Origin of the sequence: Pseudonocardia sp. NPDC049154, assembly GCF_040648315.1 — a bacterium.
Taxonomy (GTDB): Bacteria; Actinomycetota; Actinomycetes; order Mycobacteriales; family Pseudonocardiaceae; genus Pseudonocardia.
Genome location: NZ_JBEZDN010000076.1, coordinates 25,477 through 36,245, shown reverse-complemented (window position 1 = coordinate 36,245; position 10,769 = coordinate 25,477). Strand labels below are relative to the sequence as shown.

Genomic DNA, 10,769 nt, shown 5'->3' with positions numbered 1-10,769 from the left:
GTCGCGGGGCTGCGCGCCGAGGGCACCGGCCTGCTGCGCTGGTCGGCGGCGGACCGGGCGTTGCGCGCCCGGCTCGCCTTCCTGCACCGCACGCTCGGCGGCGAGTGGCCGGGCGTCGGCGAGGAGGACCTGCTGGCCGGGGCAGCCGACCCGGCGGGCTGGCTCGCGGCCCCGCTGGCGAGCGCTCGGCGCCGGGCCGATCTCGCCGCCGTCGACGCCGGGGCTGCCCTGCGCGGCCTGGTCGGCTGGCCGCGCGCGGGCCGGATCGACGAGCTCGCCCCGGAGCGGATCACCGTGCCGAGCGGGTCGCGGATCGCCGTGGACTACTCCGGCGACCGCCCGGTCCTGCCCGTCCGGGTGCAGGAGGCCTTCGGGTGGACGGCCACGCCGCGGATCGCCGGGGCGCCCGTCCTGCTGCACCTGCTCTCCCCCGCCGGACGGCCCGCCGCCGTGACCGACGACCTGGAGTCGTTCTGGGACAACGGGTACCCGCAGGTCCGCGCCGAGCTGCGGGGTCGCTACCCGAAGCACCACTGGCCGGAGGACCCGCGCTCGGCCACGCCCACGCGGCGGACGGGGCGGAACCGGCCGGCGGAGTAGGACGCACCCCGGCAGTGCGTACGCTGTTCGCGAAGGAGGTGCGCATGCCGTCGCCGGACCTGATCTGGATGCGCCCGGAGGGTTCGGGCGTCGGGCGGCCGGCGGGCCGCAGCCGGGCCGAGATCACCGAGGCGGCCGTGCGGGTGGCGGACCGCGACGGGCTGGCGGGCGTGTCGATGCGCCACGTCGCGGCCGAGCTGGGCACCGGCGCGGGTTCGCTCTACCGGTACGTCGAGACCCGCGAGGACCTGCTCGACCTGATGGCCGACCACGTCGCGGGCGAGTACCGGCTCGCGGCGCCGACCGGCGCGTGGCTCGACGACCTGGTCGACGTCGGCCTGCAGGCGCGGGAGATCCACCGCCGGCACCCCTGGCTGCCCGAGCTGGTGCTCACCCGGCCCGTGGCCGGTCCGCGCGGGCTCGACGTCACCGAGCACGTCCTCGCCGCGCTCGCCGACCACCCCGCGTCCGACGGCGAGAAGCTGGTCGCCCTCGCCATGCTCCAGGCCGTGGTGGCCGCGGCCGCGCAGGCCGAGGCCTCCCCCGTGGACACGATGCGCAGCGCCCGGTTCGCGGCCCACGTCGCGGCGCAGGGGAAGCATCCCCACCTGGCCGCGCTCGACCCGGGGCCGGCCGACGCCGACCCGCTGCCGACCGCGCTCCGCAGGATCCTCGGCGGCCTCCTGCCCGTGGGGCCCTAGGCGCACTGGGCAGGGCCGCGGGCGGTCACTCGCCCCCGTCGCCGCCCTTGGGCAGGCCCTCGAAGATCTTCTTGCAGTCCGGGCACACGGGCGAGCCCGGCTTGGGCGAACGCGTGACCGGGAACCGCTCCCCGCACAGCGCCTCCACCATGTTGCCCAGGACCGCGCTCTCGGCGATCTTGGACTTCTTCACGTAGTGGAACATCTTCGGCTCGTCCGAGCCGGTCGAGTCGGTCCCCTGGGGGCGGGTCTCGACGTCGGGCAGCGTCTGGGTGGGCATGTGCTCCATGATGCCCCACGTGCCCGACCTCGTGCTCTCGCCCGCCGTCCGTGCCGCACTGGGATCGGGGGGTGCCGTCGTCGCGTTGGAGAGCACGCTCCTGGCGCACGGGCTGCCCGCGCCCCGCAACCGCGAGGTGGCCGACGAGCTGGAGGCCGAGGTGCGGGCCGCGGGAGCCGTCCCGGCCACGATCGCCGTGCTCGACGGGCGCCCGCACGTCGGCCTGGAGGCCGCCGAGCTGGACCGGGTGTGCGCGGGCGGGCTGGAGAAGCTGTCGGTGCGGGATCTCGGCGTCGCCGCCGGGCTGGGCGGCTCCGGTGCGACGACCGTCGCCGCCACCGCCCGGCTCGCCGCCCTGGCCGGGATCCGGGTCTTCGCCACCGGCGGGCTCGGCGGGGTGCACCGCGACGCCCGCGAGACCTGGGACGTGTCCGCCGACCTGCCCGCTCTCGCCGTGACGCCCGTGCTCGTGGTGTCCGCGGGGGTGAAGTCGATCCTCGACGTCGGGGCCACCCTGGAGGTGCTGGAGACCTCGTCGGTGCCGGTGCTCGGCTACCGTACCGACCGCTTCCCCGGCTTCTACCGGCGCGACGCCGGTTTCCCCGTCCCCTGGCGGGTCGACTCCCCCGACGCGGCCGCGGCGGCCTGGCGGGCGCATTCCGCGCTCGGCGCCGGGTCGGGGATGCTGCTCGCGCAGCCCGTGCCCGAGGCCGACGAGCTCGACGCCGCCCTGCACGAGCGCCTGCTCGCGGAGGGCCTGCGGCTGGTGGCGGAGCGCGGGATCACCGGCAAGGACGTGACGCCCGCGCTCCTGGAGCACTTCCACGCGGCCAGCGACGGCGCCAGCCTGGCCACCAACGTCGCGCTGGTCCGCGCGAACGCCCGCCTCGCCGCCCAGGTCGCCGTGCGGCTCGCCGGCTGAGCCGGCGGGCCGCTCAGGGGTTGTTGCCGCTCTCGATGACCGGGTGTTCCTTCGACTCCAGCTCGAGCCGCTCGCCCCGGTACCGGTTGACCTTCTCCGTCTTCAGCGGCAGCCGGTCGTTGGCGATGAGCACCGCGATCCACGGGAGCGGGATCGAGATGACCAGCAGCGTGACCGCGAGCCACGGGATCTGGTAGAAGACGGCGGCGAGGACCATGCAGGGGATGCGCATCCCCATCATGATCTTGTAGCGTCGCTTCCGGGTGGCGAGCTCCTCCTCGTAGGAGCGCTGCGCATCCGTGATGAGCACGGGATCGGAGTCCCGTCCCGTCGAGCGACTGGGTTCGGTCGTCACCGGACCACCTCCTTCCCCATCGTGTCACTCGCACCGACGGTACGCGCGTCGACCCGGCAGCGGATTGCGCTGCGCAACACTCCCCGGACGGACCACCCCGTCGGCCCACGGGCGACACGCCGCCTGCCCCGATCGGGCGGTGCTCGGCCGATGATCGGGCGGGCGGGTCAGCCCGCGCGCCCGGACTCCGGACCGGCGCCGTCCGACTCGTCGTGGGCGCCGTGGGCGTGCAGCCGCACCGGCCCGACGGCCTCCTCGGACACGACCTCGAGCAGCCGCTTCGCCAGCCCGCCCGAGATGCGGTAGCGCACCAGCCTGCCCTCGCGGTGCGCGGTGACCATGCCGTGCGCGCGCAGCAGCCGCAGCGCGTGCGAGACGGCGCTGTCGCTCATCCCGACGGCGACCGCGAGGTCGGACACGCAGAGGTCGCCGGCGTGCTGCAGCGCCAGCAGGATCGAGAGCCGGTTCACCTCGCCGAGCGCGTCGAGGACGGTGGCCGCGTGCTGGACCTGCTCGGTGTCGGCGAGCACGGCCGTCGCGTCGCACACCTGATCCGGGTCGATGACCCGCATCTCGCGGCGGTCGGTCGGGACCTTGTGCACGCCGTCGATGCTACTGCGGGGCGATCACGGCGCGGGGCGTGTCCCGCGCCGCACCCGGTCCGCTGCGTCCCCGCCCGCTTCCCCCGCCTACTTCCCGGCCTTCTTCGCCGCCTTCGCCGCCTGCTTGTACTCGCGGACCTTCTCCAACGAGCCGGGGTCGCGGACGTCGGCCACGGACCGGTACGAGCCCTCCTCGCCGTAGCCCCCGGCGGCCTCGCGCCACCCGTCCGGCGTGACCCCGCGCTGCTTGCCGAGCAGCGCGACGAAGATCTGCGCCTTCTGGGTGCCGAACCCGGGCAGGGCCGACAGCCGGCGGAACAGCTCCGTGCCGTCCGCCGCGTCGGACCAGATGCCGGTGACGTCGCCGTCGTAGCGCTCGACGATCGCCTGGTGCAGCGCCTGCACCCGGCCCGCCATCGACCGCGGGTACCGGTGCAGCGCGGGCTTCTCGGCGAAGACCTCGATCAGCTTCTCCGGGTCGTACCCCGCGATCTGCCGCGCGTCGAGGGTGTCCGTGCCGAGCCGGCGGGCCAGCTCCGCGGGCGCGGCGAACGCCCGCTCCATCGGGATCTGCTGGTCGAGCAGCATGCCGGTGAGCAGGGCCAGCGGGTCGCGGTCGAGGAGCGCGTCGGCGGCGGCGTCCTGGGAGAGGCTCAGCACGGGGCCACGGTACCGGGTGACCTGCGCGAACCGGCATCGGTGAGGATGGTCCCGATGAACGCCGCCGCTCCCTCCCCGGCACTGCCCGACGACCTCTGCGCCCGGCTGCGGGACACCCTGCTGGAGCAGGGCTTCACCACCACCGGCGTGCGCGACCTGCTCGGTGCGGGGGCCCACGCGGCGCTGACGCGTGGCGAACCGGAGGCGGCCGCCCGCGCCACCCGGGAGGCGGGTGGCCTCGGCTCACTGGTCCGACTGTTCCTCCTGGGCGGCACCGAGGCCGCGCCGCCGCTGCCCGAGCTCGACGCGCTCGTCGGGGGCGGGCTGCTCACCCGGACGCCCGACGGCGTGCGCGCGGCGATGGACCTCCGCCCCTACGGCGAGGAGGACGCCGGCGGCGAGGCACTCTGGTACGTCCTGTCCGACCTGGACACGCCGGCGGCGCGGCAGGACCGCGACCACGTCACGGGGGTCGGCGGGGCGTCGCTGACGCTGGCCTCGTCGCTCGTCCGGACGCCGGTGCGGGACACCCTGGACCTCGGGACGGGATGCGGGGTGCAGGCCCTGCACGCGAGCCGGTTCTCCGGGCGGGTCACCGCGACCGACGTCGCGCGGCGGGCCCTGGCGACCGCGCGGGCCACGCTCGCGCTGTCCGGCGTGCACAACGTCGACCTCGTCGAGGGCCCCTGGCTCGCACCGGTGTCCGACCGGCGGTTCGACGCGATCGTCTCCAACCCGCCGTTCGTGCCCGGCCCGGCGCGGGTCGAGTACGTCTACCGGGACTCCGGCCAGGCCGGCGACGCGGCGCTGGCCGGGCTGCTGCGCGACCTCCCCGCCCGGCTGCGGCCCGGCGGGCGTGCCCAGCTGCTCGGCTCGTGGCTGCACGTCCGCGGCGAGGACTGGCCGGACCGGGTGCGGTCGTGGGTCCCCGAGGGGTGCGACGCGTGGATCGTCCAGCGGGAGGTGACCGACCCGGCGCTGCACGTCGGCACCTGGCAGCGCGACGCCGGGCTGGACCTGTCCGCGCCGGCCACCCGCGCGCAGGCGGCGGCCTGGCTGGACTGGCTGGAGGCCGAGCGCGTCGAGGCCGTCGGGTTCGGGTTCCTGCTGCTGCGCACGGTGCCCGACGGCCGGACCCCGGAGGTCGTGGTCGAGGACCTGCCCGGCGAGCTCGCCGACCCGCTGAACGCCGAGATGGCGGGCTGGCTGGACCGCGTCGACTGGCTGCGGGACCACGCCCGCGACGAGGCGCTGCTGGGCGCCCGGCTCACGCTCTCGCCGAGCGCGACCCTCGAGCGCTACGCCGTGGCCGGCGACGAGGGCTGGTCCGACGCGGGCGCGGCGGTCGTGCTCGCCGACGGGCCGCAGTGGCGGCACGAGGTCGACGAGCCCGCCGCCGCGCTGCTCGCGGGGTGTTCGGGCGCGCTGCCCCTGGAGGAGCTGTTCGCGCTGCTGTCCTTCGCCCACGACCGCCCGGTCGACGCCCTGGTGCAGGCCGCCCTGCCCGCCGTCCGCGAGTTCGTGCGACACGGCGTGCTGCTTCCCGCCGGGGCCGCCCGGTGAGGGCGGTCGCCTCGCGGGTCCGCGGCGCCTCGGTCGCGGTCGACGGCCGGACCGTCGGCGCGATCGAGGGCGAGGGCCTGCTCGTCCTGCTGGGCGTGACCCACACCGACGGCGACGAGGACGTCGAGCGGATGGCGCGCAAGCTCTGGGAGCTGCGGCTGCTCGAGGGCGAGCGGTCGTGCGCCGACGCGGGCGCCCCGCTGCTCGTGGTCAGCCAGTTCACGCTCTACGGCGACACCCGCAAGGGCCGCAGGCCCTCGTGGTCCGCCGCGGCCCGGCCGGAGGTGGCCGAGCCGGTGGTCGACGCCGTGGTGGCCGCCCTGCGCGCGCGGGGTGCGCACGTGGAGACGGGCCGCTTCGGCGCCGCCATGGCCGTCGCATCGGTGAACGACGGCCCGTTCACGGTGATCGTCGAGACCTGACCGGCAGGTCAGGCGCTCGGCGTGGTCGTGCGGGTCGCGGTGGTGCGGGCCTTGGCGGAGACCTTGTCCGCCTGCTCGCCCACGGTCTCGACGACCTGCACGCCCGCCTCGAGCACGCTCTTGGCGAAGTCGCGCTGGCTGGCGAGGACCTTCTCGGCCGCGCCGTACGAGCTGTCGAGCAGGCTCTGTGCGTCGGTCGCCGACGGGCGGAACGACGTGAGCGAGCCGACGGCGTCGGTCCACGCGTCGAACGCGGAGCTGACGGCCTCCTGGCCACGCTTGGCGAAGTCGGTGAGCTTCTCGCTGGTGCCGGCCATCCCGGCCTCCCTTCCTTCGCCCCTTCGTGCGGGGCGGGTGTCGCGGAGAGTTCTGGTGGCGCACGCCGATCGGCGTCGCGCTACCTAAACTACGCAGCGGTGTTAAGTATGTCAATCAGCACTGGTCGTGGGCCCGGTCACCACCGGACCGTGCCGATCGGACACGCGTCACGACTCCAGGAAGCTCCGGTACACCCCGAGCAGCGCGGTCTTCTGCTCCTCGGTCAGCCGCGACTCCGCGCGCACGGCCTCCTCGACCGAGCACGGGCCGGCGGGGGCCTCGTCGGCCGCGGCCTCGGCACGGCCGTTCGCCGCGGCGGCACCGGCACCCCCGCCCCAGCCGGCCTGCTGCAGCAGTTGCTCGGTGTTGAGGTGCAGCGCGTCGGCGATGGAGTGCAGCACCTTGAGCGACGGCTGGTGCAGCCCGCGCTCCACCTGGCTGAGGTACGCGTTCGAGACGCGGGTCATGGAGGCCATCTCGCGCAGGGAGAGCTTGGCCATCTGGCGCTGCGCGCGGATGAACCCGCCCAGCGCGTTGACCTGATCGGACCAGCCCCCGTCCCGCACCCGGTCCTCCGGCGGACCGGCACCGCCACCCGTCGTCATGCCCCCAGTCTTCCCGATCCGGGGCCGCGGTGTCGCGGCCCCGGTCGGCGGGACGTCAGCTCCGCAGCACGTAGGTGCCCGGCGCGTCGCCGAGCGCGGGGTGCGCGTCGGAGCCCAGCGGCGGCGGCGCGATCTTGTTCCCGCCGTGCTCCTCGGCCCAGTTCGCCCAGTCCTCCCACCAGCTCGCGCGCTGCTCGGTGGCGTCGTCGCGCCACTGCTGCGCGCTCGCGGGCAGCTCGGAGGACTCGGTGAACCAGTGCCGGGACTTGGGCGACGGCGGGTTGACCACGCCGGCGATGTGGCCGGAGTTCGACAGCACGAACCGCACGGTGCCGCCGAGCTTGCGAGCCCCGAGGTAGACCGACTCCCACGGCGCGATGTGGTCCCGCTCGGCGGTGATCACGTACGCGTCCTGCCGGACGTGCTGCAGGTCGAGCCGCTCCCCTGCGAGCTCGAACTTGCCCTCGGCCAGCTCGTTGCGGATGTAGAGCGCGCGCAGGTACTCGGCCTGCATCTCGGCGGGCATGCGGGTGGAGTCGCCGTTCCAGGTCAGCATGTCAAACGGCACCGGGTCGCCACCCTGCAGCCAGTTGACCTCGACGTAGTTCCACAGCAGGTCGGTGGCGCGCAGCAGGTCGAACGTGCGCTTCATGCTCGACGCCGGCAGGTACCCGTCCTTGCGCATGGTGCGCTCGAGCCGGTCGACGGTCGGTTCGTCGGTGAACACGCCGAGCTGGCCGGGCTTGGTGAAGTCCAGCATCGTGTTCATCAGCGTGAGGCTGTTGACGCGGTCCTCGCCGCGGGCGGCGAACCACGCCAGCAGGGACGCGGCGAGCGTGCCGCCGAGGCACAGCCCGGCCACGTTCACCTTGGGCGCGCCGGTGATCTCCTGGACCGCGTCGAGCGCGGCGACCGGGCCCTCGCGCAGGTAGTCGCTCATCGTCAGGTCGCGCAGCGACGAGTCCGGGTCCCGATAGCTGATCATGAAGACGGTGTGCCCGTGCTGCACCGCCCACTCGACGAGGCTGCGCTGCGGCGCCAGGTCCATGATGTAGAACTTGTTGATCCACGGCGGGCTCATGAGCAGCGGGATCTCGTGGACCGTCGGCGTCTGCGGCGCGTACTGGATCAGCTCGATCAGCCGGTTGCGGAACACGACCTTGCCCGGCGTCGCGGCGAGGTCCTCCCCCACCACGAAGTCGCCCGGCGTGTGCTGGCGCGGCAGGCCGCCGTTCTGCACGAGGTCGCGCAGGGCGTTGCGGGCGCCGCGGACCAGGCTGCGGCCGCCGGTCTCGAAGGCCTTCTTGACCATGCCGGGGCTGCCGGCCGGCCAGTTCGGCGGCGCGGCGGCCTCGATCAGCTGCGCCACCAGGAAGTCGATCTTGCGCCGGGTCACCGGCTCGAGCTCGAGGCCCCCGGCCAGCTCGCGGAGCCGGGCGGCGAGGAGCGCGTACTCCTGGCGGCACAACCAGTACCAGGCGTTCTCCTCCCAGACCGGGTCCTTGTAGCGCGGGTCGCGCTCGGGCAGGACGGCCGGACCGGCCGTCGTCGCCCCGACCGCGCGCAGCGCGCCGACGGCACCGGCACGGGACGCGTCGAGGCCCCAGCCGAGGCCGATCTTCGCGGCCGTACCGGGGTGGGTGGCGACGGCCTTGGCCGCGCCCGCGAGCGCGGGCACGAAACCGATCGGGTCCAGACGGGCGGCGACGGTCCGCGGATCGAGCCGCTCCTTCACCGCGTCCGCGACCGAGCCGACCACCCGACGCGCGCGTTCCTCGGCCCGTGCCCGGTCGGACGGCACGTCCGTTCCGGGCGCGCCCGCGGTCGGCGGGACTGCTGCGAGTGTCTTCCTGGACGTCATCGGCGGTGGCCTCCCCCTTGAAACGGCTGTGCCCGCCCCGGGCCGATCGGGCTCTCCGGCGGGCGGTCGCCCCATGGTGGGGGGTACTGCCCGGTAGCGGGGCGTGACGGATCCAGGTCACTTCGTAAGCCCCGTCACCTGCGCTTGGCATAGCAAGCACTACTCCCGGGTAGGTCTCCTGTTGCTCGGGATCCCCACCAAGACTTACTGTCGAGTAGCACACGACGGTCGACATCACCGGCGATGGGAGACGACCCATGACCAGCGCGCTGTCCGGAGACACCGGCGAGAGCACCCTCGAGCGCATCGGCACCGAGGAGCTCGCGGGCACACCGGTCGGCGGCCCCGCCGCCGACCACCCCTACCGGTTCCTCCTCCGCTACGGCACGGAGACGGCGGCGCGCAGCCTCGCCGAGGCCGGAAAGGCCGCCGGCGCCGCCTGGTGGTCGCTCGCCCGGCGCCCGTGGTCGGCCCCCGCGCGCACGGGCCTCTGGTGGACGACCGTGCTGGACCGTGCCGAGCCGCGCTGGCACCTCCCGCACCGCATCACGCTCGAGACGGACTTCGCGGTGCTGCGGGACTTCACCGCGGACGAGGACCGCGCCGACCCCGTCGTCCCCACGCTGGTGCTGCCGCCGCAGGCGGGGCACAGCTCGACGGTCGTCGACTTCGCGCCGGGGCAGAGCCAGCTGACCGCGCTGCGCGAGTCGGGGCTGACCCGGCTGTACTCCCTCGACTGGCGCCCGGCCACGCCCGCGACCAAGCGGGTCACCATCACGGACTACATCGAGGTCATCGACCGCTCCATCCGCCGGATGGGCGGGCGGGCCAACCTGGTGGGCGACTGCCAGGGCGGCTGGCTGGCCACCATCTACGCGACGCTGCACCCGGAGCGCGTGCACACGCTGACGCTGGCGGGCGCCCCGATCGACTTCCACGCGGGCGACTCGGTGATCGCGGCCTCGACGCAGGCCCTCGCCGGGAAGTTCGGCCTGGCGCCGTACCGGGCCCTGGTCGCGGCCAACGGCGGCACGATGGCCGGGGCCGCGGTGCTGGCCAACTTCGTGATGATCCAGCCCCAGGCGGAGATCGGCCGCCAGCTGCGCCTGCTGGCCGACGTCGAGAACCCCGCGCACGTGCAGCGCTACCGGGTGTTCGAGGACTGGTTCAAGCACACCCAGGACATCCCGGGGGCGTTCTACCTCTGGCTGGTCGAGAACCTGTTCTGGCGCAACCGGCTGGTGCGCGGCGAGCTCGAGGTCGACGGCCGGCCGGCCCGGCTCGACGCGATCTCCTGCCCGCTGTTCCTGCTCGCGGGTGCCACGGATCACATCACCCCGCCGCCGCAGCTGTTCGCGATCGCCGACCACGTGTCGACGCCCGCGGAGTCGATCACGAAGCGGATTGCGGCCGGCGGCCACCTGGGCCTGTTCACCGGGCGAAACGCCCTGCACCGGGACTGGCCGGCGCTCATGGCGGAGGTCCGGGCGCTGTCGACGAGCGGCATCTCGGGCGTCGCCTGACGCGGGGGGACGTTCCCGGCATCCATCACCCGCACGGCGGATGCGCGGAGCCGGGAACGTTTATCCGCACCTGTGCGTTCAACCCTGTAGAACCCCGGCGGAGGGCCTGGTCCCACTGGCGAACCGCCCGGGTCGCGTTAGGGGAGGAACGTCCATGACAGTGGCACCGACGGTGGATCCCGCACTGGACCCTGCACACACCGGATCCGCCCGCCGGAGCACCGGTAGCGACTCCGCGACGGCGCCCACCCGGCGCCGCGCGCCGGCTCGCGTTCCCGGCCAGCGTACCTCGTCCTCGCGCTCCGGCGCCGTGAAGAAGTCGGCCCGCGGGCGCACCGCGACGGCCCCGGCGTCCCC

Annotated in this window: 13 protein-coding genes; 6 read left to right on the top strand and 7 right to left on the bottom strand. The window is 74.7% G+C overall.

Features of this window, described 5'->3' with window-relative positions; genetic code table 11:
• The coding region (locus AB0B41_RS28650) for an ATP-dependent helicase C-terminal domain-containing protein (protein WP_358208732.1) at positions 1-600 on the top strand (600 nt) is incomplete at its 5' end.
• A gap of 44 nt (positions 601-644) precedes the next feature.
• Positions 645-1,301: a TetR/AcrR family transcriptional regulator gene (locus AB0B41_RS28645; RefSeq protein ID WP_358208730.1), complete on the top strand. Its 657-nt coding sequence runs from the start codon at positions 645-647 to the stop codon at positions 1,299-1,301.
• 25 nt (positions 1,302-1,326) lie between these two features.
• On the opposite strand, the gene AB0B41_RS28640 is transcribed toward AB0B41_RS28645, so the two are convergent.
• Positions 1,327-1,581, bottom strand: a complete 255-nt coding sequence (locus AB0B41_RS28640; RefSeq protein WP_358208728.1) for a DUF3039 domain-containing protein — start codon at positions 1,579-1,581, stop codon at positions 1,327-1,329.
• A 10-nt stretch (positions 1,582-1,591) separates the two neighbouring features.
• Here AB0B41_RS28640 and AB0B41_RS28635 point away from each other — a divergent pair, with 10 nt between their 5' ends.
• Entirely contained in the window at positions 1,592-2,503 is a 912-nt protein-coding gene (locus AB0B41_RS28635; protein ID WP_358208737.1) for a pseudouridine-5'-phosphate glycosidase, read from the top strand.
• Positions 2,504-2,516: 13 nt separating this feature from the next.
• Here the strand turns inward: AB0B41_RS28635 and AB0B41_RS28630 are convergent, their stop codons facing one another.
• The 3 genes from AB0B41_RS28630 to AB0B41_RS28620 all read right to left on the bottom strand — a co-directional run bounded on the left by AB0B41_RS28630 (position 2,517) and on the right by AB0B41_RS28620 (position 4,120).
• Positions 2,517-2,858, bottom strand: coding sequence for a DUF3099 domain-containing protein (locus tag AB0B41_RS28630; RefSeq protein ID WP_358208726.1), 342 nt, complete (start codon positions 2,856-2,858; stop codon positions 2,517-2,519).
• Between the two features lie 167 nt (positions 2,859-3,025).
• Complete coding sequence (locus tag AB0B41_RS28625; RefSeq protein ID WP_358208724.1) at positions 3,026-3,460, bottom strand: metalloregulator ArsR/SmtB family transcription factor; 435 nt, start codon at positions 3,458-3,460, stop codon at positions 3,026-3,028.
• Positions 3,461-3,547: 87 nt separating this feature from the next.
• Positions 3,548-4,120 (bottom strand): HhH-GPD-type base excision DNA repair protein, encoded by a 573-nt coding sequence (locus AB0B41_RS28620; protein ID WP_358208722.1) that lies wholly within the window; start codon positions 4,118-4,120, stop codon positions 3,548-3,550.
• 54 nt (positions 4,121-4,174) lie between these two features.
• Between AB0B41_RS28620 and AB0B41_RS28615 the strand changes: the two genes are divergently transcribed.
• Positions 4,175-5,683, top strand: a complete 1,509-nt coding sequence (locus AB0B41_RS28615) for a methyltransferase (protein ID WP_358208720.1) — start codon at positions 4,175-4,177, stop codon at positions 5,681-5,683.
• The gene (gene dtd / locus AB0B41_RS28610) at positions 5,680-6,105 is read left to right on the top strand and encodes a D-aminoacyl-tRNA deacylase (RefSeq protein WP_358208718.1); all 426 of its coding nucleotides are present in this window, start codon (positions 5,680-5,682) and stop codon (positions 6,103-6,105) included. Before AB0B41_RS28615 ends, dtd begins: the two co-directional genes overlap by 4 nt.
• Before the next feature lie 8 nt (positions 6,106-6,113).
• Here dtd and AB0B41_RS28605 read toward each other — a convergent pair whose 3' ends face one another.
• The 3 genes from AB0B41_RS28605 to AB0B41_RS28595 form a co-directional block, all read right to left on the bottom strand.
• On the bottom strand, positions 6,114-6,422 hold the full coding sequence (locus AB0B41_RS28605) for a hypothetical protein (protein ID WP_358208716.1): 309 nt from the start codon (positions 6,420-6,422) through the stop codon (positions 6,114-6,116).
• 168 nt (positions 6,423-6,590) lie between these two features.
• The gene (locus tag AB0B41_RS28600) at positions 6,591-7,028 is read right to left on the bottom strand and encodes a helix-turn-helix transcriptional regulator (RefSeq protein ID WP_358208714.1); all 438 of its coding nucleotides are present in this window, start codon (positions 7,026-7,028) and stop codon (positions 6,591-6,593) included.
• A 55-nt stretch (positions 7,029-7,083) separates the two neighbouring features.
• Positions 7,084-8,889: an alpha/beta fold hydrolase gene (locus tag AB0B41_RS28595; protein ID WP_358208712.1), complete on the bottom strand. Its 1,806-nt coding sequence runs from the start codon at positions 8,887-8,889 to the stop codon at positions 7,084-7,086.
• A 257-nt stretch (positions 8,890-9,146) separates the two neighbouring features.
• Here AB0B41_RS28595 and AB0B41_RS28590 point away from each other — a divergent pair, with 257 nt between their 5' ends.
• Complete coding sequence (locus AB0B41_RS28590; protein WP_358208710.1) at positions 9,147-10,412, top strand: alpha/beta fold hydrolase; 1,266 nt, start codon at positions 9,147-9,149, stop codon at positions 10,410-10,412.
• Positions 10,413-10,769: the final 357 nt, after the last annotated feature.